The organism is Bacteroides sp. AM23-12, assembly GCF_003434395.1.
GTDB classification, from domain to species: Bacteria; Bacteroidota; Bacteroidia; order Bacteroidales; family Bacteroidaceae; genus Bacteroides; species Bacteroides thetaiotaomicron.
Map to the genome: position 1 here is coordinate 98796 of NZ_QTLF01000016.1, position 23404 is coordinate 122199.

Genomic DNA, 23404 nt, shown 5'->3' on the forward strand with positions numbered 1-23404 from the left:
TGTAATCTGAAAAATGTTGAATCTAAAATATAAAAGCCTATGAATGAAATGAGAAAGAATCTCTTTTAAATGGAAAACAAGTATTTATCATTAACTAATCTAATAATTTATGAAAATTGAAAAGTTTTATTTGTTTCTGCTAGCTTGCTTTGTCGCGATAGGAGCATATTCGCAAGATGGGCAACAGAAAATGACTGGTGATGAAAAGAGTCAGCAGCAAAGTGATGCAAAAGTTAAGATTACCGGGCAGGTCTTTGATGAGAGCGGTGAAGGAATACCTGGAGCGAATGTTACTCTTAAAAGTAATCCCACCAGTGGAACTGTCACAGATCTGGATGGTAAGTTTATTTTGATGGCTTCTCCTCAAAAGGATGTGCTGGTAGTCAGCTTTATTGGATATAACACACAAGAATTTCCACTGAAAGGGAAAACAAACGTTACCATCCAACTCTCACAAAACGTAAATGAACTGGATGCGGTGGAAATTGTGGCATTCGGAACACAAAAGAAGGAGAGTGTGATTGGTTCTATCACTACACTTTCGCCAAAGAGCCTGAGAGTGCCGAGCAGTAATATGACAACTGCATTGGCAGGTCAGGTAGCCGGTATTATTTCTTATCAGACATCAGGAGAGCCGGGTGCGGACGATGCTAGCTTTTTTGTACGTGGTATCGCATCTTTCGGATTTAACACCAGTCCTTTGATTCTGATTGATAACATTGAATCTACAAGTACGGACTTAGGGCGTTTGAATCCCGATGATATCGAAAGTTTTTCAATCATGAAAGATGCCATGGCAACGGCCCTTTACGGTTCGAGAGGAGCTAATGGCGTCGTTCTAGTAAAGACAAAAGAGGGAGAGAGAGGAAAAACTAAGTTTGATGTAAGAATAGAGGGAAGTAATTCTCGTCCGACCAGTAATATTGAGTTGGCAGACCCTGTCACTTACATGAAATTGCATAATGAAGCCATCTTAACACGTGATCCTTCCGCCCCTGTCATGTATAGTGATGATAAAATAGACAGAACCGTTCCGGGATCTGGTTCTATCATTTATCCTACAAATGACTGGAGAAGGCAACTAATGAAGAACTCGACCTGGAATGGAAGAGCCAACATGAGCATCAGTGGCGGAGGAAATTCGGCTACGTATTACGTGTCTCTGCGATATACCAAAGACCAGGGTTTGCTCAACGTAGACGGCAAGAACAACTTCAACAACAATATCAATCTTCAGACTTATCAGATGAGGGCTAATGTCAACATCAATGTGACAAAAACGACCCAGGTAAGAGTAAACTTAAGTGGAATCTTTGACACTTATGAAGGTCCTATTTATTCGGGATCGGATATTTATAAGATGGTAATGAAGTCTAATCCTGTACTTTTTCCCGCTGTATATCCTACCGATGAACAACATAAATATATCAAACACATTCTTTTTGGAAACAGCGATGACGGAAGTTATCTTAACCCGTATGCTGAAATGGTAAAAGGATATAAGGAATATGAGAATACGACTCTTCTTGCTACATTAGGTGTTACGCAGGACTTGAACTTTATCACTAAAGGTTTGAAATTTGAAGGTTTCTTCAACGTTTCTCGTAAATCATATTACGGTCAGACCAGACAATATAAGCCATATTACTATGCTTTAAGTTCTTATGATTTCATGACAGAGAAATATTCTATCGAAAACATCAATCCTGACTCCGGAACGGAATACCTTGATTTTAGTCCCGGTGACAAGACTGTCAACAATGTAATGACAATCGAAACGAGAACCAGTTATAATCAGACTTTCGGTGATCATTCCGTAGGTGGTCTTATCGTTACTCAGTATATTGACAGTAAGAATCCAAACTACAAAACTTTGCAGGAGAGCTTGCCTTCAAGAAATATGGGTGTGTCGGGACGTTTTACTTATGCCTATAGTGACCGCTATTTCACGGAGTTCAATTTTGGATACAATGCTTCCGAACGCTTTGATAAGAAACACAGATGGGGATTCTTTCCGTCCGTCGGTGGTGGCTGGATGATTTCGAACGAACCATTCTTCCAACCGCTCAGTTCAAAAATTACGAAATTGAAACTAAGAGCCTCATACGGTTTGGTGGGAAATGATAAGATTGGCAGAGTCGATGAACGTTTCTTATATCTGTCTAATGTGAATATGAATGCAGGTGGAGCATCTTTCGGGTATGAAAACAAATATAGCAGACCGGGCGTAAATGTTTCACGTTATGCTAATCCTGCCATTGGATGGGAAAAATCCCGTAAAGCTAATTTCGCATTGGAAGCTTCTTTCTACGGATTTGACCTGATAGCTGAATATTTCACAGAACATCGTACTGACATATTACAGAAAAGAGCCAGTATTCCAAGCGTAATGGGATATCAGGCAGACGTATATGCTAACATTGGCGAGACCAAAGGACACGGTGTGGATCTTGATTTAAAGTATCAAAAGAACCTTAACAAAAACGCTTTTTTGATAGTACGCGGAAACTTAACCTATGCGCATAGTGAATATCTGAAATATGAAGATAACACGTATGATAAGGAATGGTGGAAATACAAAATAGGCTACTCGCCCAACCAGAAGTGGGGATACATTGCGGAAGGGCTATTTATAGACGATGCGGAAGTGGCCAACTCTCCTGTACAGTTTGGTGATTATAAAGCCGGAGATATCAAATACCGGGATATGAATGGAGATGGAGTAATTAATTCATTGGATCAAGTTCCTATTGGACATCCGACTAGTCCGGAAATCAACTATGGCTTTGGATCAACATTTAGCTATAAAGGTTTTGACATCAATTTCCAGTTCCACGGCTCGGCGCAGTCTTCTTTCTGGATTGATTATGATAAGATGTCTCCATTCTTTAAAGATCCGGATATGAAGCAGAAAACTAATAATCAACTAGTGAAATTTATTGCAAATAGCTATTGGTCGGAAAGTAACCGAAATCGTTATGCAACATGGCCCAGATTGTCAACCACTTCTGTTGCTAACAATAAAGAGCTGAGTACATGGTTCATGAGAGACGGTTCCTTCTTACGACTGAAATTGGTTGAACTGGGATATACAGTACCTCAAAAAATTGTGAGCAAGTGGGGTATGTCCAATCTGAGGCTCTATATGTCTTCTACCAATCTTTTTGTTTTGAGTAAGTTCAAGGATTGGGATGTGGAATTGGCAGGTAATGGTCTTAATTATCCGTTACAACGTGTATTCAATATTGGTGTAAATGTAAGTTTCTAAAAAGAATGGTTATGAAAAAAATCAAAATATGTATATTGTCATGTTTGTCGGTGTTTATATTGACATCATGTGAACTGAATATCGTCCCGGATAACATACCGACCATTGAAGACCATGCTTTCGCCTTGAGAAAAGAAGCGGAAAAAGTCTTGTTCACTTGCTACAGGTATATGCCTAGTGACGGAAGTCTCAAAAATAATGTAGCTTTGCTTGGTGCCGGTGATTTTTGTATTTCCGATGTTTTCCGGAGCTATTTGGGAACCAGCGCCTGGTATATAGCCCAAGGATTGCAAAAGTCCGATTCACCATATTGTGCTCAATGGGGGCATTTATATGAGGGAATTGCTTATTGTAATATTCTGATTGAGAATATACATACTACACCGGATATGGATGATAGCGAGAAAAACAGATGGATCGGTGAAGTGGAATTTTTGAAAGCTTATTATCATTTCTATCTGATCAGGATGTATGGACCGATTCCTATTATGGACCGATATGTTCCGGTAAGTAGTAGTACGGAGGAAATGCATCCTTATCGGGAGACATTGGACAGTTGTTTCAATTATGTGACAGAAACTTTGGACAAGGTGATTGCTAATCCGGATGTTCCGGCTAAAATAGAGAATGAAGCTGAAGAACTGGGACGAGTGACCGTAGGTATGGCTAAAGCATTGAAAGCGAAAGTTCTGGTAACCGCTGCAAGTCCATTGTTCAATGGAAATATGGATTATGAGGTAATTGCAGATAATAGAGGTGTGAAAATCTTTAATCCGGTAAAAACGGAAGAGGAGAAGAAGCAGAAATGGGTAAAGGCTGCCGAAGCGTGTAAAGAAGCCATTACTTATCTCGAAGATTTGGGATTCGGTTTATATTATTTTGATGATCCCACTGTGGTCATGACAGAGTCCGACAAGCTGATGATGAATCTGCGAGGTGCTGTCACTGAGAAGTGGAACAAAGAAGTGGTATGGGCAAACTCTCAGTCATGGGTCGGTTCGGGTTCTTATGACAACTATCAGATACAGGCAATGCCGCGTGACTTGGTTCCCGGCAGAAATGCTAAGAATGCTACGAACAGAACCAATCTGGGTGTTTCTCTTGGACTGACTAACTCATTTTATACTAAACATGGGGTTCCTATAGAAGAAGATAAGACATGGGATTATGCTAATAGATTTGAAGTGCAGGCTCCCACGCCGGTGGAAGCTGAGCCCGGATATGAGAATACTATTATGCTGAATTATAAAACGGGAACAGTCAAATTGAATCTGGAACGTGAACACAGATATTATGCCAGCTTAGGCTTTGACGGCGGTATTTGGTTCGGACAAGGAAAGACGGGACTTTCGGGCTTGTATTCGGTGAATGCGCGTAAAGGAGGAAATGTGTCTCCCATTCCGGCAGATCACTCTCAGAACCTGACTGGTATTTGGCCTAAGAAAGTGGTTAACTACAAGACGGTCATGTCCGATGCGGCTTCCGGATTTACATCGGTCACTTATCCGTTCCCTGTTATCCGTATGGCTGATTTGTATTTGATGTATGCCGAAGCTTTAAATGAAAAAGGAGAGGATTATGCTACGGTATTGCCATGGATCGATATGGTGAGAGAACGTTCGGGACTTCAAGGCGTAAAAGAAAGTTGGGACCAATATGTAGGAAACAGCAAGTATGCTACTCAGACTGGTCTACGACAAATCATCATGCAGGAGCGTCGTATTGAGTTAGCATTTGAAGGACATTATTTTTGGGATGTCCGTCGGTGGAAAACTGCGACAACAGAATTGACACAGCCATTGACCGGTTGGAAAGTCCGTTATGGAGAAACTGATGTAGATTATTATAGTGAGAACTTAGTGCTTGTCCGGGATTTTACTCCCAAAATGTATTTCTGGCCTATTGATATCGGTGAGTTGAGAAAAGATCCTAACTTAGTTCAAAATTATGGTTGGTAAGTAATTAAAGTGACATTTGATTTATGAAAAAGATAATATACAGTAGCCTTTTAGTACTAGCCATCACATTGCTGCCTAGTGCTTGCGATAACGATAGTGATATGAATTCTCCCCATGGAAGTACGACTCCGCCTGAACAGGTAGTATTGAATGGTGTCAAAAATCTGCCGGGAAAGTCTATAATCTATTTTACACAGCCCAGTGATAAGAATTTTCTTTATATGAAGGCTGTATATATGACAGAGATAGGAGAACGTTCGACCAATGCTTCGTATTTTGCCGACTCTGTAGTGGTGGAAGGATTTGAAAAAGCTGGTGAATATAATGTGAAGTTGTATTCTGTAAGTCCGGGTGAAGCCTATTCTGAACCTCTGGAAGTAAAAATAAATCCGGAAGAGCCACCTTATATCACTGCTTATAAGGAGATGGAAATAAAACCGGATTTTGCCGGTATCCGGATAAAGACATCCAACACCAGCAATGAGACTCTTACTTTTTATGTGTACCGGAAGGATGCTACAGGAAAATGGACGGAAGCTGGAGCTTTATATACCAAAAAGCAAGAGATTAATGAGCCCATACGTGGTATGGAAGCCGTTCCTTCAGAATTTAGTGTGGTGGTGAAGGATAGGTGGGGACATCTTTCTGAAAGTAAGGAGATATCTCTGACTCCATATTATGAAGAGGAAGTAGATAAGAAAAAAATGGGATACTTGGCTATTGGCGAATACAAAGGTTATCTGGCACCGAATGCTAATACCCCAAAGAATCTGTATGACGGAATTATTGGAAGCAATAATACTTTCATGACCCTCACAACAGCGGGATATGATTTTACCAAGCCGAGTTCGGTGACACTGGACTTAGGGAAGAAGTTTAAGCTCAGCCGTATGATTGTCTATGGAAGAAGGAATGGAACTGATTATTCATCTATATTTGACGGTCTGTATCCGAAAGAAATAGAAATTTGGGGACGAAATGATAATAATGTAACCAAGTTTGATCCGGAAAATGATGAAGGATGGGTACGGTTATATCAAGGAGTATTGCCCAGAGCCGACGGTTCTGTTATTCCGGCGGCTATTGTCCCGTTAACTGATGCTGATAAGGAACTGGCAAGAGACGGCAATGAACTCGAATTTTCCGTAGATCTGGATGCATATAGATATGTGACGTTTGTTTGTATCAAGAATTATAATGTAGGAACATCTCGTATCAATGTGGCAGAACTTACTTTCTTTGGAACACCGGAGGATAAAATAATACAGTAATTGCTATATAAAAGACAAATATTATGAAGAAATTTATATTTATATCAGTCAGCATCTTGATATTTTGTTCCATTATATCTTGCGAGTCAATGGATGCGACTTATAAGGACTTTGTTAAGGATGGTCCAATCATGTATCTTACACGATTATCGAAAGATTCAATAACCGTGCGTAATGGGTGGGAAAGAGTGTTGATTTCATTTCCGATAGTGAAAGACGGGAGATCTACAAAGATTGCTCTTGCATTGAATCAAAGTGATACTGTCAGATATGAGTTGGCCAAAAATAAGAGGACGGATATTCTTTTAGAGAATATGCGGGAGGGGTCTATCATTTTTTCCGCCTGGCTGGAAGATGATGAGTTGAATAAATCATTGGCTACAGACTTTACAGGAACCATTTATGGGACACAGTACCAGAGCTATCTGTTAAATCGTTCCATTGTTTCTAAGAGTATGCAGAGTGGTAATCTGGTCATCAAATATTCCATGTTGCTGGACAGCACATTAGTGGCATCCAGGCTAACTTGGAACAAGGGAGGAGAAGAAACAACAAAAATTTCTTATTATAATAAGGAAGGACAGGACGTTTTAGAAGATTTTACAGGCGATTCTTTTATAATGGAAACCTTGTATGCTCCGCAGGAAAACGTATTGGATAAAATCTGGTCGAAACCTGTTAAATATACGAAGTAGCCTGAGTGGTCGGCCTGATTGTATTTTAAGGATGAGAAGGTGTGTCAAAAGTAACTAAGCTCTCCTCCTTCAAGAAGGGAATTTAGTTACTTTTGACATACCCCCTTATTCTCCAAATGATAAACATGCATATATGAAAATGATACATTATAAAATCATAATTCTATTATTGCTGGCATGGAGTCCTTGGGATTTGGTTTTACCTTGCCCCTCTATTTGTACGTCTGGCTTGCAGAATGATGATTTTGATATTCTAATGAAGAAGATTCGGGATGGGGTTGCAGAAAATCCGAATATTGATAAAGCTCTGGAGCTGTATGATGACGTCCAAGGATGTTTTATAGATATAGATTATGCCCGCCGGGATCGTACTAACTGGATGCCACTTATTCATGTGGATCGGTTGTATGACTTTGTATTTGCTTATACTCATCCAAAGAATTCCTATTATCAGAATGAAGATTTGTATCATAAGATAGTAAAGGGCTTGGAGTATTGGCAGCATCGTAATCCACATTGTAATAACTGGTGGTATAATCAGATTGCTGAGCCGCAGAAACTCGGTATTCTGCTTATTCAGATGCGTGTTGGTAAAAGGCAGATTCCGGAAGTATTGGAGACAAAGGTCTTGCAACGTATGCGGAAGGACGGCGGACATCCTGCCAGATGGACTGGAGCCAACCGGACGGATATTGCTTTACATTGGATTTATAGAGCTTGCCTTCAGAAGAATGATGTTGACTTGAAAACGGCTGTTGAGAATGTTTATAGTCCTCTATCATATACTGTGAAAGAAGGATTTCAGCATGACAACAGCTATTTTCAGCATGGCGTGCAGCTTTATATCGGTGGTTATGGAGACGAAATACTGAAAGGAGTAACACAGGTAGCTCTATATACTAAAGGAACGAAATATGCATTGGATGATGAGAGAATACAATTTCTGAGGCATTTTATGTGCGGCACTTATTATCAGGTTATACGTGGACAATACATGCTTTTCGATGTATTGGGAAGAGGAGTGAGCCGTAATAATGCTACCCAAAAGAGTCATGCCGCCTTGTTTGCCAAACGAATGCTGGAGCTCGACCCGGCACATATTGATGAATACAATGCGATTATAGCCAGATTGGAAGGCAAGAAGTCCGCCAACTATGGAATAAAGCCGTTACACACTCATTATTTCAGAGGAGACTATGCTCTTCATGTCCGTCCCCACTATACATTTGACGTTCGTATGGTTTCCAATCGTACCATGCGATGCGAATATGGGAATGGTGAAAATCTGAAAACCTATTTTATGTCCGACGGATGTACAAACATCGTGACCGAAGGGGACGAGTACGCCCGCATCTTTCCGGTATGGAACTGGAATCGTATTCCTGGAGTGACTGCTCCTCAACTGGATACCATTCCACGAACTGTAATTGATTGGCAAACGAAGGGAACTTCCGTATTTGCAGGAGGAGTCTCTGATAGTCTTTATGGCGTATCTGTTTATTCATATTTTGATACCTATGCTGATATAAATACCGCAGCTAAAAAGTCCTGGTTCTTTTTCGATGATGAAATCATTTGTTTGGGAGCGGGGGTTAATTCGACAGCCGGTGTACCGGTATGTACTACTATCAATCAATGTTTGCTTTCGAAAAAGGAGGTCATATTGTCACAAAGTAAGAAGCAGTCGATGGTGAAAGAAGGAGATTTCGTCTATGATTCTCCCGAATGGGTATTGCACAATGGAATTGGTTATGTCTTTCCCGCCGGCGGAAATCTCTTTTTGAGCAAGAAGATACAGACGGGATCGTGGTACAGCATTAATCATACTGAATCTAAAAATGAGCAGCAGCAAGAGGTCTTTACTTTGGGATTTAATCATGGTTGTAATCCCCGGAATGCTACCTATGCCTATATCGTGGTGCCTGGGATTCATTCTGCCCGCAAGATGAATAACTACAGGAAGAGTCCCGTCGAAATTCTGGCGAATACGGATTCTATGCAGATAGTGAGGCATACGAAATTAGGAATATGGCAAATGGTATTTTATAAAGAGAGTACATTCCGTAACGGAGAGCTTTCTGTAAGTGTGGATAAAGCCTGTGCATTGATGATTAAGGATGGACACAGTGGCAATGCCGAACTGCATATTGCTGATCCTGGGCAGACACAATCTTGTATTAAAGTTGAATTGCTGATTCCTGAAATATCCAGCGAGCGAAAGACTGTTTTATGTGATTTTAGAAATACCGGTATCTATGCCGGTGCATCCAAAGCATATAAATTAAAAAATATATTATGAAGAAATTACTTTTGATTCTTTTTCTAAGCATAGCTTATTTATGCACGACACATGCACAATCGTTTACTAAACTCGAAGTGAAGCAATCGATGCGTAGGGTAGCCGATTGGCAGATCGGTCATTACAACAGAGCTGTTTATGGTGATCTCAACTGGGTGAATGCCACCTTTTTCCTGGGACTTGCTTATTGGGCAGAGATCGCCGAGAAGGACGATCAGGATGACTTCTATTATAAATGGCTGACCCGCCTGGGAAGTCGTAACTATTGGCAGGTAGATAAACGGATGTATCATGCAGATGATATTTGTATTGCTCAAACCTATCTGTATCTGTACGAAAAGTACAAGCAAAAGGACATGATTGTTCCTACTCTGGCGCGTACGGAGTGGGTGGTCGCCAATCCTCCTTCGGGTTCGTTTCAGTTGACTTACGGAGATGCCACGACATTAGAACACTGGACTTGGTGTGATGCTCTTTTCATGGCACCCCCCGTTTATCTGAAACTCTATAATATCACTGGTGATAAGAAATTCATTCGCTTTATGGATAAAGAGTACAAAGCGACTTACGAGTTCCTGTTCGATAAAGAAGAAAATCTCTTCTACCGTGACCACCGTTATTTTGATATGAAAGAGAGTAATGGTGCCAAAGTCTTTTGGGGACGGGGCAATGGCTGGGTGCTTGGCGGACTGGTAGAAATGCTACGTGAACTGCCTGCCAAGAGCAAATATCGTCCGTTCTATCAGGAACTGTTTCAGAAACTCTGTTACCGCATCGCTAATTTACAGAGCAGCGACGGGTTCTGGCGTGCAAGTCTGCTCGATCCGGACGCTTATCCATCACCCGAAACAAGCTGTAGCGGTTTCTTCGTATATGCCCTTGCCTATGGACTGAACGAGGGACTTTTACCAAAGGAAAAGTTCCTGCCTGTAGTAGAGAAAGGATGGAAAGCACTGCTTTCTGCGGTAGAAGAAGACGGTAAACTAGGATATGTACAACCTATCGGTGCCGACCCAAAGAAAGTGACCCGCAATATGACAGAAGTATACGGACCGGGTGCTTTCCTGCTTGCCGGAACGGAAATGTATCGTATGGCAGAAGACGCTCCGAAACAGAATGCTACTATCCCGCAGAACCGTATTCAGGAAATTGCAGCTATGCTTCCCGATCGACCGCAGGGGATAGGAAGGTCTTATAAAGACCGAACTTTCTGGAATAAGATAAAAGAGAGTGACGACGCTAAACAACTTCTGGAAAAGGAAGCTCCTGCTTTGTTAAAGCAGGGGATGCCCCCTTTTGTCGATTCATTGTACTTGCATCTGAATAAGACGAATGTTCGTTTGCCCGGAGAGAATATGATGAATGCCCGTTATCAATATCTGTACAGGCTGACTTTGGCTGAATGCCTTGAAAATAAGAGGCGTTATGTCCCTGCCATCGAAAAAGCTCTGGTGGCTCTTTGCAGTCAGAAGCCTTGGTCTATTCCTGCCCACGACCGCGGTCTGAAGAATTATAAAGGAACGGATTATTATGTAGACTTGGTGGTTGCTACTGCCGGAAACGGTATTGCTCAGTGTGTTACCATGCTGGACGATCGTCTGTCGCCGGAGGTAAGGGCACGGGTGCAGTGTGCTTTCCGTGAGAAGGTTTTCCGTCCGGTCTACCGTTGTCTGGAAGAGACAAAACCATTTTGGTGGTTCACCGCTACCAATAACTGGAACTCTGTGTGTCTGGCGGGTGTTACCGGTGCGGCTCTTGCCTTGTTGCCCGATAAGGAGGAACGTGCTTACTTTGTTGCGGCAGCCGAAAAGTATAACGTGTATGGAATGAAGGGGTACGCTGACGACGGCTACTGTAGTGAAGGTGTAGGTTATTATAATTATGGTTTCTGTGCCTACATTCTGTTGCGTGAAGAAGTATACCGGGCAACGCAGGGAAAGATCGACTTCTTTCAGACTCCCAAGTTTGTCCGTATCGCCCGGTATGGGAAGAAGATACAGATGAATGAAGGAGTGTGCCCCGCCTATTCGGATTGTCGCATCGGGTTGTCGCCGGACAAGTTTATTCTCAGTTACTGCGACCGGGCGCTGGGTATTACTTCTGCAGAAGAACAGCCTGTTTTACCCAAAGGAAACAACTTGTCCCTTCACCTTCTCGAACTTTTCACAAGTCAGGTTGCAAAGGTTGGAATGACAGACGGAATCCGTCAGGTATTGCAGGAAGAGTCGGATGCTTTGCGCGCTTATTATGAGCAGGCAGGTATTTTGATTGCTCGTCCTGCCGGTGGAACTTCCTGTCGTCTGGCCATATCAGCCAAGGGCGGAACCAATGCGGAGAATCATAACCACAATGATGTCGGTTCTTATGCCGTAGCTTTGGGAAGTGAAACGATGGTTGGCGATCAGGGTGGTCCGAACTCCTATCCCGGTGATTACTTTAACGGAGACGCTCCTCAGAAATATAAGATAAAAGGATCATTCGGTCATCCGGTTCCTGTAGTAGACGGACGAACACAGTCCTCGGGTGGCAAAGCGAAAGGCGTTGTGCTACAGAAAGAATTTACGAACGAAAAAGATGTATTCAGTATTGACTATACCTCTGCCTATTCCACCCCCAATTTGGATAAGCTCATTCGTACTTTCGTTTACGACCGCCAGGGTGAAGGCAACTTTACAGTTGGCGATGAATTTACAGCGAAAACACCGATCCGATTCGAAACAGCCATAACGACACGAGCCGACTGGAAAATCCTGGACGATACACATCTTCTGCTGGCTACTGATTCCGAACAGATGATTGTAGCTATTGAGGCATCCGGTAAAGTGGCGTTTACTTCCGAAACGATTGAAGTGAACTCTCCGGCATATACACGTATCGGGATTGCATTGAAAAATCAGTCGAAGGAAGGATATATCCGATTGAAGATGTACACAAAATAAGTCTGTGTATTAGATATATGAAGTATTTATAGGGCATATATGCCCAGCGTGCAGGACATATATGTCCAACGTGCAGGAGATAGTTACCCTGCACATTGGCTATATATGTCCTGCAATCAGATTATAGTTGCCCTGCAAACGGGGGAAGAAGATACTATCTTTATCTTCTTGTTTTTATTCTTGCTACTTTCGCTTAAACTGTCTATTTTTGAGGCTGCATTTCCATACTTGAATACGAGTACCTCATTATTAATAGAATAAAACAATGAAAAACAGGTTTCTGATCATATGCACAGTTTTGTTTCTCTCCTCTTGTTTGGCGTATGGACAAGAGCAAGCATCTGTAACAAAAGACTTTTCTGAAAATAAACAAGGTTGTATTCAGCATCCCTGGCAAGGCAAGAAAGTAGGATACATCGGAGATTCCATCACAGACCCGAATTGCTACGGTGATAATATAAAGAAGTACTGGGACTTTCTGAAAGAATGGCTGGGGATCACTCCTTTTGTTTACGGCATTAGTGGAAGGCAGTGGGATGATGTACCCCGTCAGGCGGAAAAGCTGAAGAAAGAACATGGCGGAGAAGTCGATGCTATCCTGGTTTTTATGGGGACAAACGATTATAATAGTAGTGTGCCTATCGGTGAGTGGTTTACGGAACAAGAAGAGCAAGTGCTGTCTGCTCACGGTGAGATGAAGAAGATGGTGACGCGGAAAAAGCGTACGCCTGTCATGACTCAAGACACTTATAGAGGTCGTATTAATATAGGAATCACTCAACTGAAGAAACTTTTCCCGGATAAGCAGATCGTTCTGCTGACTCCTTTGCATCGTTCGTTGGCTAACTTCGGCGATAAGAATGTCCAGCCGGATGAAAGCTATCAGAATGGTTGCGGAGAATATATAGATGCTTATGTGCAGGCTATTAAGGAGGCAGGAAATATATGGGGAATACCTGTCATAGACTTTAATGCAGTGACAGGTATGAATCCGATGGTTGAAGAACAGCTTATTTATTTCTATGATGCCGGCTATGACCGTTTGCATCCCGACACCAAAGGGCAGGAGCGTATGGCACGCACTTTGATGTATCAGTTACTTGCACTGCCTGTCGCTTTTTAATTATTCAAATATCCGCAGGACTTGACAAAGGCATTTTTTTGTTGTATATTTGCAGGAGTCATACAGGCAATAAAGTAACAACCCATTAAAAAATGAAACGAAATGCACCTTATCAATCATCTTAACCGAACCGAAAAAAATAGTGTAACATTATAACAAAACACAAAGGGGATCATATGCAAATCAGCATCTATGTGAACCGGTGATAAGCTTGAGGCTGCAACTTTTTATACGGTTTGCAGCCTTTTTTGTTGCATAAAATCAAGAAATACGTGCTTAAAAGGTGTATTGGAGTTTATAATAAATGGGGAGACCGTTTATAATAAACGATGCAACTATTTATTATAAACTCAACTGCGATTTTAGTATTGATGGTAAAAAGTTTTCTATATGTCAGAAGAACCCGTAGAGAGTTCTCTTTTATTTGACTTAGCAGACTGCGAATTATCGTAACATGACAATCTTTTACTTTATTGCCCGATTTACCCCCTATATCTGCCCGATTTACCTCCCGTCTCATTGCGTTCTTCTCCCTATTTTTGTGCATTAAATATTCTTATTTTTATCAATGATGAAAGATGCTGCATGATATGCACGACGGAGATGGAAAGTGCGTGGCTGTTCTGCGGGATGTTGTTTTGAAGAAAAATAGTACAATATTCCATGCTTGTTGTACTATTCTCCATAGGAATATAGATAGTTAATCGTAAATTTGTAATTTAATTGTGCCTTATACTTTTTATAAGCATTTATAGAAGAATATCATGAAATACTGGATGTTATTGTTTGCCCTTTTGTGGGTATCTTACGGAACGGGCATGGCCCGGAAAACGGAAAAAGTAGTAAATAACGGAATTCCCTGGTTTGACGACAGGGGAGAGATAGTCAATGCCCACGGTGCCTGCATTGTGGAAGAGAATGGCAGATATTATCTTTTCGGGGAATATAAGTCGGACAAGAGCAATGCTTTTCCGGGTTTCAGTTGTTATTCATCTGATGATTTGGTGAACTGGAAGTTCGAACGTGTTGTACTGCCGATGCAGTCAAGCGGAATTCTTGGCCCTGATCGTGTAGGCGAGCGTGTGAAAGTCATGAAATGCCCTTCTACCGGCGAGTATGTGATGTATATGCATGCAGACGATATGAACTATAAAGATCCCCATATCGGTTATGCTACCTGTAGCACTATAGCAGGTGAATATAAACTTCACGGACCTCTGTTGTATGAAGGTAAGCCTATTCGCCGCTGGGATATGGGAACTTATCAGGACACGGACGGTACCGGATATCTGCTGTTGCACGGAGGAATTGTCTATCGTTTGAGTAAGGACTACCGTACGGCAGAGGAAAAAGTGGTATCGGGAGTAGGTGGTTCTCACGGAGAGTCTCCGGCAATGTTTAAAAAGGACGGCACGTATTTCTTCTTGTTCTCCAATCTGACCAGTTGGGAGAAGAATGATAATTTCTACTTTACTGCCCCTTCCGTCAAAGGCCCGTGGACCAGACAAGGTTTGTTTGCTCCCGAAGGAAGCCTGACCTATAATTCACAGACCACTTTTGTGTTTCCTTTAAAGTGTGGCGAAGATACGATTCCTATGTTTATGGGCGATCGCTGGTCTTATCCGCATCAGGCTTCGGCTGCCACCTATGTGTGGATGCCTATGCAGGTGGATGGAACAAAGCTTTCTATTCCGGAATACTGGCCTTCCTGGGACGTTGATAAGTTGAAACCCGTAAATCCTCTGCGCAAAGGAAAAACCGTCGATTTAAAGAAGATAACGTTCAGTAAAGAAGCTGACTGGAAAGTGGAGGAAGGAAGAATATCTTCCAATGTAAAAGGAAGTACGCTGAGCATTCCTTTCACTGGCTCTTGTGTGGCTGTTATGGGCGAAACGAACTGTCATAGCGGATATGCGCGTATGAATATCCTTGATAAGAAAGGGGAGAAAATATATTCTTCACTGGTCGATTTCTATAGTAAGGCGAATGATCATGCAACGCGTTTTAAGACTCCCCAATTGGCTGAAGGGGAATATACGCTGGTGATTGAAGTTACGGGCATCAGCCCCACATGGACTGATAAAACGAAGAGAATCTATGGCAGCGACGATTGCTTTGTGACCATTACTGATATTGTAAAACTGTAATATTTATGAGAAATAGAATTTTATTTTCTTTCCTTGCTTGGGTAGCAGTGATCGTGTCCGTTCAGGGTAAACAAAAAGATTTTGTTTTGCAGTCCGGTCAGCCGGTTGCGATAGCTTGCAGCGGTTCGGAAGCACCGGTGGTGCGTACTTCTCTGGACTTGTTGTCCCGTGACCTTCAGACTGTATTGTCGGCAACTGCCCATATAGACACAAACACCGGAAACATCATAGTAGGAACGATCGGACAGAGCAAGCTGATTGAGCAGGCAGGCATCGATATTTCCGCATTAAAAAACAAAAAGCAGGCTTTCATGCTCGCCGTCTCAGAAGATGGAAAGCTAGTAGTAGCCGGCAGCGACAGTCACGGTACAGCCTACGGCATACTTGAAATATCCCGTCTGCTGGGCGTTTCCCCTTGGGAATGGTGGGCAGATGTGACTCCGGAGAAGAAAGAGACATTTCGTCTTTCGGGCAAGTTTAGAGAGTTGCAGTCTCCTTCTGTGGAGTATCGGGGCATCTTTATTAATGATGAAGATTGGGGACTGATGCCTTGGAGTAACAAGACTTACGAACCGTCGGATGTGAAAGGAGAAATCGGGCCGCGTACCAACGAACGTATTTTTGAGTTGCTGCTTCGTTTGCGGGCCAATACCTACTGGCCTGCTATGCATGAGTGTACCTTGCCTTTCTTTCTGACGAAGGGCAATCGGGAAGCAGCGAAAAAGTATGGCATCTTTATGGGAGCTTCCCACTGCGAACCAATGGCGTGCAATGCTGCCGGAGAATGGAAAATACGTGGAAAAGGAGCATACGATTACGTGAATAACAGTCCGGCCGTTTATCAGTTTTGGGAAAATCGTGTGAAAGAAGTTGCCGGACAAGAGATACTTTACACGCTGGGTATGCGTGGCGTTCACGATGGAAAGATGCAGGGAGCCAAGACGGTAGAAGAACAGAAAGCCGTCCTGAACCGGGTATTTGTTGACCAGCGCGGCTTGCTCGAAAAGTACGTGAATAAAGACGTAACACAAGTGCCGCAGGTCTTTATTCCTTATAAGGAAGTGCTCGATATTTATCATGCGGGACTGCAAGTGCCCGAAGACGTGACCTTGATGTGGTGTGATGATAACTACGGCTATATCCGTCATTTCCCCACTGCCGAAGAGCGTGCCCGTAAAGGCGGCAACGGAGTCTATTATCATGTTTCCTACTGGGGACGCCCGCACGATCATTTATGGTTGAGCACCATGAGTCCATCGCTCATTTATCAACAGATGAAGCAGGCTTACGATCAGGGAATACAGAAAATGTGGATACTGAACGTCGGAGACATCAAACCTGCCGAGTATCAGATAGAACTGTTCATGGATATGGCATGGAATCTGGATAAGGTATCTTCCGAAGGAGTAACCGCACATCTGAAACATTGGCTGGAACGGGAACTGGGAACCTCCTGTGCAAAGACCATCCTCCCCGTTATGCAGGAACATTATCGCTTGGCACATATCCGCAAACCCGAATTTATGGGAAATACACGGGAGGAAGAAAAGAATCCGGTCTATCGGGTAGTCAAAGACTTACCGTGGAGCGAAAGAGAGATAAACGAACGTCTGAATGCTTACAGCGAACTTTCGGAAACAGTAGAGAAAGCTGCTTCTAAAGTACCCGCCGACAGACAGAGCGCTTACTTCGAACTGGTGAAATATCCCGTACAGGCTGCGACACAAATGAATCGCAAACTGTTATACGCCCAATTGGCACGCCACGATAAGGAAGACTGGGAAAAGAGTGATGCCGCTTACGACAGCATTGCTGCACTGACTCAACATTATAACTCATTGGAGAATGGGAAATGGAATCGCATGATGGACTTCAAACCCCGCAAGCTCCCTGTATTCAACCGTGTGGAAAGAAATGCGGCTACTGCTCCGATGACAGCGGACCGTAAAGCAGCCTGTCAATGGAATGGGGCGGAGGCAAAGAAGGGCAACGCTATTGTCTGCGAAGGTTTGGGATATGAAGGCAAAGCCGCAGAGATAAGAAAAGGCGATGCGCTGACTTTCTCTTTCGGTAATCTGAAAACGGACTCGGTAGAGGTGGATATCCGGTTACTTCCCAATCATCCGGTGCATGGCGATAAGTTGCGTTTCTCGGTTTCTCTGGATGGTGCCGAGCCTGAAGTGATAGCGTACGAAACGAAGGGGCGCAGCGAGGAATGGAAAGAGAACGTGCTTCGTAATCAGGCAATCCGGAAAATCGTACTTCCCGTTCTGGGCAGGAAATCACATCAATTGGTCATCAAGGCATTGGATGAGGGAGTGATACTGGATCAGGTAATGCTTTATGAGGTGAATTAGATATAATTCTATATTTTATAGTTTCAGACTGGCTGGGTCAGTCAGTCTGAAATACACTGTTTATTGTCCCGGCTTGATAATCAACCGCAGTACAAACCAAGCGTGATGTGCTGCGGTACTTATCCATCCATAATGTTTTGCCATAATGCGGAACCGTTCTTTAAGAGAAGCCTTCCGGTTCTGCGTAGTCATTCCTTCATCCAGATAGTCGATGATTGTCAGGTGCGTATTGTGCAGGGTACGCGCCTTTTTCATGATGCGGATGCACCAGTCGAAATCAGCGGAGTACCGGTAGTTTAAGTCATAAGGTTCCATCAGCGTATGTCTGGCAAAGAAAGCCTGATGGCAGACTAACATTCCTTGTTTGAAACTCTTCCAGTCCAGCTTTTTGGGCGTGGAAAGGCGGCGCATATGCAGAAAGTGCCTGTCTTTGTCAACAATCGCAGTTTCCCCGTAGATGACGTCGGGGAGAACACTCCCATGAATGCTGTGCACCATTTGCTGCAAGGTGTCGTCTTCGTGAAAGCAGTCGCCCGCATTCAGGAAACAGAGATAGTCGCCGCTGGCAAGGGAGATCGCCTTGTTCATGGCATCGTACAATCCTTTGTCCGGTTCGCTGACGACGGTAGTTATCCGTGAGCGGTATCTGTCGATGATAGAGAGAGTACCGTCTTTGGAGGCTCCGTCCACAATGATGTATTCTACGTGGTGGTAAGTCTGCGAGATAACACTTTGGATGGTATCTTCCAGTACTTTCTCGGCATTGTAGGTCACCGTGATAATCGAGAACTTGGGAGTAGGATGGACACTATGCATATTTCCCTGTTATTTTGTTGTAAACGTCCGTGTACTTCTTCGCTATGATACTTTCCGAATAGTTGCCTATGGCTTTGCGGCAGGCTTGTGCGGAAAGTTCCGCATATTCGGGTTCCGTCAGTACCCAATGGATGCCGTTGGCCAGATCTTCGGAAGACTTGCGCTGAGCTACGTATCCGTTGTGCAGATGATCGATCATTTCCGGTATGCCTCCGGTGTTGAAACCGACGCAGGGCACACCGCAGGACATCGCTTCCATCACCATATTCGGCAGATTCTCTTCGAGAGAAGGGATAGCGAAGAGGTCTACGGCATTGTATATATCCACCAACTCATGCTCATTCTTAATATAAGGAAGCGGATAGACGCGGAAAGGAATCAGGTCTTGCAACTGCTGCGACTGGTTGCCGAAAACAACCACGCCCAATGAGTCTTTCCATTCCGGATGTTTCTCTGCCAGCAGTTTGCAGGCTTCAATCAGATAGTCAATTCCCTTTCGCTTGTCTGTTATCTTGACAGAACCGAAAAGAATCAGCTTCCCTTCCTGTGGCAGCCTGCATTTTCTGCGGGCTTCCTGCTTATTGTGAGGCTTGAAAAGATTCGTGTTGATGGCGTTCGGGATACTGATAACCGTTTGTCCGGTGAGCAGTCCGCTGACTTTGGCCTTCTCCGCCAGCCAGCGGCTACAGCCTACAAACGTGATGGATGCCTGACTATAAATTTCTTTCTTCTTCCGGAAGATTCGGGTAGATAAGTCCTTCTTGCCTCCTCCTCCGTAGATGTAAGGGCAGTGGTGGCATTCCTGTTCGTAGTTTCTGCATTCGCGTGCATAATGGCAGATGCCGGTGCAGGGCCACATATCGTGCATGGTCCATACTACAGGTTTGCCGGAAGTCAGAATCTTGCGGATGGTGTTGAGTGACAGCATCCCTTGGTTGATCCAGTGCAGATGGATGACATCTGCCTGCTGAAATTCGGGAAGCGAAGTGATGTCCGTACCGGTATTGGCGATATCTACGGCGAAGAGATCATTCTTCTTGAAACGGTTGGCTTTCCAGATGACGATGCGTTCCCACATGAATTTCCATACGTGTAGCCAACTGCGCTTTAGGCCGACGACGCTGATTTGGTCTGTCTGTTTGTCACGTACCAACATTTTCGCCTTGATGCCGTTGTTCTTAAGCGATTCCATCAGTCGTCCGGCAGCGACAGCCGCACCACCTATTCGTTCGGAAGTATTGATGATTAGTACCCTCATGCTTTCAAAATGTTTGCACAAAAGTAGTGGTTTTCAGTGAAAATCCGTACAAAGTCACATATTATTTGTACTTTTGCCACACTTATTAATAAGGAGATATTGAACATGAAAAAGGTTGTGTTTTTAGGATTAGGGTATATCGGCCTTCCTACGGCAGCCGTTGCTGCCGCTCACGGTTTCGAAGTCATAGGAGTAGATGTCAATCCTTCTGTGGTGGAAACGATCAACCAGGGAAAGATACATATTGTAGAACCTGCACTGGGTCAGGTAGTCAGGGACGTAGTGCAGAGTGGAAAGTTGCGTGCTGTATGCAAGCCGGAAGCGGCGGATGCTTTCTTTATCGTAGTGCCTACCCCGTTCAAGCAGAACCATCGGGCGGACATCACCTATGTGGAAGCGGCCACCCGTTCCGTGATCCCTTATCTGCAGGAGGGTAACCTGTTTGTCATCGAATCCACTTCTCCGGTATATACCACCGAACGTATGGCGGAAGTGATCTATAAAGAACGTCCCGAACTGAAAGGGAAGATACATATCGCTTATTGTCCCGAACGCGTATTGCCGGGAAATACATTATACGAACTGGTGCACAACGACCGCGTGATAGGCGGCATCGATCCGGCATCCACCGAAAAAGCCATTGAGTTTTATTCCGCTTTCGTACAAGGCAAACTGCACGGCACCAATGCCCGCACGGCAGAGATGTGCAAACTGACGGAGAATTCCTCCCGCGACTCACAGATCGCCTTTGCCAACGAACTCTCCATGATCTGCGACAAAGCCGGAATCAATGTATGGGAACTGATCGAACTTGCCAACAAGCATCCGCGTGTGAATATCCTTCAACCGGGCTGCGGAGTAGGCGGTCACTGCATTGCGGTAGACCCTTGGTTCATCGTATCCGACTATCCGGAACAGGCGCAGCTCATTAAGCGTGCCCGTGAAACGAACGATTACAAAGCGGACTGGTGTGCGAACAAAGTATTGGAAACCTGTCAGAAGTTTGTGGAACAGAACGAGCGCGAACCGGTCGTTGCCTGCATGGGACTGGCTTTCAAACCGAATATCGATGACTTACGGGAATCTCCCGCCAAATATATCGCTTCCCGCATCATCTCCGAATCGAGAGCGGACGTGCTGATTATCGAGCCTAATATAAGCACTCATAAGAGCTTCCATCTGACAGATTATCGGGAAGCATACGAGAAAGCGGATATTATCGTCTGGCTGGTTCGCCACGATGTCTTCCTTGCATTGCCCAAAGAAGAAGGAAAGATAGAACTGGACTTCTGCGGCGTGAGACGATAAAATGTAGTTTAATTGCGAAGAGATTGTATAGACTCTATTAAATAAAGCAGATGAAAAAGATATTGCTCGTTTTCGGTACCCGTCCCGAAGCGATAAAGATGGCTCCGCTTGTAAAGGCGCTCCAGAAAGATACGGAACATTTTGAGACACGTGTCTGCGTTACGGCACAGCACCGGCAGATGTTGGATCAGGTATTGGAGGTGTTCGGTATCACTCCCGAATATGACCTGAATATCATGGCTCCCAATCAGGACTTGTATGACATTACCGCTAAAGTACTGCTCGGACTGCGCGAAGTGCTGAAGGACTTCCGTCCCGACACCGTATTGGTGCATGGAGATACGACTACCTCGATGGCAGCATCCCTTGCGGCATTTTATATGCAGATACCTGTGGGACACGTGGAAGCCGGATTGCGTACCTATAATATGTTGTCTCCCTGGCCGGAAGAAATGAACCGCCAGGTGACAGACCGTATCTGTACTTACTACTTTGCACCGACAGAACAGTCAAGGGCAAATCTGCTGCAAGAGAATATAGACGCGAAGAAAATCTTTATTACAGGAAATACGGTGATTGATGCCCTGCTGATGGCAGTCGATATCATTTCCACCACCGCCGGTGTGAAAGAAAAGATGGCGAAGGAACTTCAGGAGAAAGGCTACACGGTAGGTGATCGTGAGTATATCCTCGTCACCGGACATCGTCGTGAGAACTTTGGAGATGGTTTCCTGCATATCTGCAAAGCGATCAAAGAACTGGCGGCTCTTCACCCGGAGATGGACATTGTCTATCCCGTTCATCTGAATCCTAATGTGCAGAAGCCAGTGTATGAACTGCTTTCCGGTCTGAGCAATGTCTACCTGATCTCTCCTTTGGATTATCTGCCTTTTATTTATGCCATGCAACATTCTACTCTGCTGCTGACTGATAGCGGCGGTGTGCAGGAAGAAGCCCCTTCATTGGGCAAACCCGTGCTGGTGATGCGGGATACGACCGAGCGTCCGGAAGCTGTTGAGGCGGGTACGGTGAAGCTGGTCGGCACGGATGCGGAGGCAATTGTCAGTAATGTCACTGCCCTGCTGCAAGATAAAGAAATGTATAAGCGGATGTCCGAAACGCATAACCCTTATGGTGACGGACAGGCTTGCGAAAGAATCATAGCTGCGCTTCGATAACTTCAAAATAGTTTCATTGCTTGAAACCATTGGTTTCTCGGTGTGAAACTGTTGGTTTCAAGGCATGAAACTTTTAGTTTCAGAGCATGAAACAAATCATGCCGTTCGTTGGCGCCGATGGCGGGACCGGGCGAAACAAAAATTAATAACACTTCTTATCGGGAATGCCCTCTAACGAAAAACGGGCTGTCAGAGAATCACTTCTCCGGCAGCCCTTCTTCATTAGGATCAAAAAAACAGAGGAAGTATGATATTCTTTATTCCTGTCCTCCCCCTAAAGCACGGTATAGGTTAATTAAACTTTGTATTTCGGTAAAATGATTGGCCGTCTGTGATAGTTGCGCGCTGAGCAATGACTGTCGGGCGGTAAGTACTTCCAGATAGGTTGTATTCGTATGTTCCATCAGCAGAGAAGTACTTCGCACGGCTGTTTGTAGAGAAGCAATCTGCTTGTCGAGCAAGATTCTTTTCCCCTGACTGGTCTGATAGGCAGTCAGCGCATCATTCACTTCGCTGCCGGCGTTGAGCAATGTTTGCTGAAAACCGAGAGCCGCTTCTTCCTGCTGCGCACGGGCAATGCGATACTGAGCCACCACTTGTCCTTTATTAAGGAGCGGCTGCGTGAGCGAACCTACTGCCGATGCCAGGAACTTGCCCGGATTGAGAATCATAGACCCGACGGAGTTCGTCCATCCGGCACTTCCGCTCAACGTGATGGAAGGGTAGAAAGCCGAACGTGCCGCATTGGTGCCATAGAACGCTGCTTCCAGCGTCCGCTCGGCCGAGC

General features: G+C 44.2%; 14 protein-coding genes. 11 read left to right on the forward strand and 3 right to left on the reverse strand.

The features are described from left to right. Positions 1-109: 109 nt before the first annotated feature. From DW640_RS14260 to DW640_RS14310, 9 genes are all read left to right on the forward strand, one after another. Positions 110-3268 carry a TonB-dependent receptor gene (locus DW640_RS14260; RefSeq protein ID WP_061472924.1) on the forward strand — a complete coding sequence of 1053 codons (3159 nt, stop codon included), beginning with the start codon at positions 110-112 and terminating at the stop codon, positions 3266-3268. 11 nt (positions 3269-3279) lie between these two features. Further along, entirely contained in the window at positions 3280-5226 is a 1947-nt protein-coding gene (locus tag DW640_RS14265) for a RagB/SusD family nutrient uptake outer membrane protein (protein WP_008767254.1), read from the forward strand. A 23-nt stretch (positions 5227-5249) separates the two neighbouring features. Beyond that, positions 5250-6497 (forward strand): DUF5126 domain-containing protein, encoded by a 1248-nt coding sequence (locus DW640_RS14270; RefSeq protein ID WP_008767253.1) that lies wholly within the window; start codon positions 5250-5252, stop codon positions 6495-6497. Positions 6498-6520: 23 nt separating this feature from the next. Then, positions 6521-7192: a DUF4998 domain-containing protein gene (locus DW640_RS14275; protein WP_008767252.1), complete on the forward strand. Its 672-nt coding sequence runs from the start codon at positions 6521-6523 to the stop codon at positions 7190-7192. Between the two features lie 139 nt (positions 7193-7331). After that, positions 7332-9491: a polysaccharide lyase 8 family protein gene (locus DW640_RS14280; protein ID WP_193759379.1), complete on the forward strand. Its 2160-nt coding sequence runs from the start codon at positions 7332-7334 to the stop codon at positions 9489-9491. After that, entirely contained in the window at positions 9488-12430 is a 2943-nt protein-coding gene (locus DW640_RS14285) for a glycoside hydrolase family 88 protein (protein WP_117578552.1), read from the forward strand. Before DW640_RS14280 ends, DW640_RS14285 begins: the two co-directional genes overlap by 4 nt. Positions 12431-12695: 265 nt before the next feature. Further along, positions 12696-13553 (forward strand): SGNH/GDSL hydrolase family protein, encoded by an 858-nt coding sequence (locus tag DW640_RS14295; protein WP_072067077.1) that lies wholly within the window; start codon positions 12696-12698, stop codon positions 13551-13553. Positions 13554-14317: 764 nt separating this feature from the next. Further along, on the forward strand, positions 14318-15700 hold the full coding sequence (locus tag DW640_RS14305; RefSeq protein ID WP_008767248.1) for a family 43 glycosylhydrolase: 1383 nt from the start codon (positions 14318-14320) through the stop codon (positions 15698-15700). A gap of 5 nt (positions 15701-15705) precedes the next feature. Beyond that, positions 15706-18057 carry a glycosyl hydrolase 115 family protein gene (locus tag DW640_RS14310; protein WP_117578554.1) on the forward strand — a complete coding sequence of 784 codons (2352 nt, stop codon included), beginning with the start codon at positions 15706-15708 and terminating at the stop codon, positions 18055-18057. A gap of 60 nt (positions 18058-18117) precedes the next feature. On the opposite strand, the gene DW640_RS14315 is transcribed toward DW640_RS14310, so the two are convergent. Together DW640_RS14315 and DW640_RS14320 are read right to left on the reverse strand one after the other, a co-directional pair. After that, positions 18118-18873 carry a glycosyltransferase family 2 protein gene (locus DW640_RS14315; RefSeq protein ID WP_113748057.1) on the reverse strand — a complete coding sequence of 252 codons (756 nt, stop codon included), beginning with the start codon at positions 18871-18873 and terminating at the stop codon, positions 18118-18120. Beyond that, positions 18866-20131, reverse strand: coding sequence for a glycosyltransferase family 4 protein (locus DW640_RS14320; RefSeq protein WP_032814124.1), 1266 nt, complete (start codon positions 20129-20131; stop codon positions 18866-18868). Before DW640_RS14320 ends, DW640_RS14315 begins: the two co-directional genes overlap by 8 nt. A 105-nt stretch (positions 20132-20236) precedes the next feature. Here DW640_RS14320 and wecC point away from each other — a divergent pair, with 105 nt between their 5' ends. Beyond that, positions 20237-21439 carry a UDP-N-acetyl-D-mannosamine dehydrogenase gene (gene wecC, locus DW640_RS14325; RefSeq protein WP_117578557.1) on the forward strand — a complete coding sequence of 401 codons (1203 nt, stop codon included), beginning with the start codon at positions 20237-20239 and terminating at the stop codon, positions 21437-21439. A gap of 50 nt (positions 21440-21489) precedes the next feature. Then, positions 21490-22617 carry a non-hydrolyzing UDP-N-acetylglucosamine 2-epimerase gene (gene wecB / locus DW640_RS14330; RefSeq protein ID WP_008761833.1) on the forward strand — a complete coding sequence of 376 codons (1128 nt, stop codon included), beginning with the start codon at positions 21490-21492 and terminating at the stop codon, positions 22615-22617. Positions 22618-22874: 257 nt separating this feature from the next. On the opposite strand, the gene DW640_RS14335 is transcribed toward wecB, so the two are convergent. Beyond that, positions 22875-23404, reverse strand: a 530-nt coding sequence (locus DW640_RS14335; protein WP_147326389.1) for a TolC family protein, incomplete at its 5' end; no start/stop codon positions are given.

Coding starts and splice junctions, on each gene's coding strand:
- DW640_RS14260 (WP_061472924.1), top strand. CDS start 110: ATGAAAATTGAAAAGTTTTATTTGTTTCTGCTAGCTTGCTTTGTCGCG.
- DW640_RS14265 (WP_008767254.1), top strand. CDS start 3,280: ATGAAAAAAATCAAAATATGTATATTGTCATGTTTGTCGGTGTTTATA.
- DW640_RS14270 (WP_008767253.1), top strand. CDS start 5,250: ATGAAAAAGATAATATACAGTAGCCTTTTAGTACTAGCCATCACATTG.
- DW640_RS14275 (WP_008767252.1), top strand. CDS start 6,521: ATGAAGAAATTTATATTTATATCAGTCAGCATCTTGATATTTTGTTCC.
- DW640_RS14280 (WP_193759379.1), top strand. CDS start 7,332: ATGATACATTATAAAATCATAATTCTATTATTGCTGGCATGGAGTCCT.
- DW640_RS14285 (WP_117578552.1), top strand. CDS start 9,488: ATGAAGAAATTACTTTTGATTCTTTTTCTAAGCATAGCTTATTTATGC.
- DW640_RS14295 (WP_072067077.1), top strand. CDS start 12,696: ATGAAAAACAGGTTTCTGATCATATGCACAGTTTTGTTTCTCTCCTCT.
- DW640_RS14305 (WP_008767248.1), top strand. CDS start 14,318: ATGAAATACTGGATGTTATTGTTTGCCCTTTTGTGGGTATCTTACGGA.
- DW640_RS14310 (WP_117578554.1), top strand. CDS start 15,706: ATGAGAAATAGAATTTTATTTTCTTTCCTTGCTTGGGTAGCAGTGATC.
- DW640_RS14315 (WP_113748057.1), bottom strand. CDS start 18,873: ATGCATAGTGTCCATCCTACTCCCAAGTTCTCGATTATCACGGTGACC.
- DW640_RS14320 (WP_032814124.1), bottom strand. CDS start 20,131: ATGAGGGTACTAATCATCAATACTTCCGAACGAATAGGTGGTGCGGCT.
- wecC (WP_117578557.1), top strand. CDS start 20,237: ATGAAAAAGGTTGTGTTTTTAGGATTAGGGTATATCGGCCTTCCTACG.
- wecB (WP_008761833.1), top strand. CDS start 21,490: ATGAAAAAGATATTGCTCGTTTTCGGTACCCGTCCCGAAGCGATAAAG.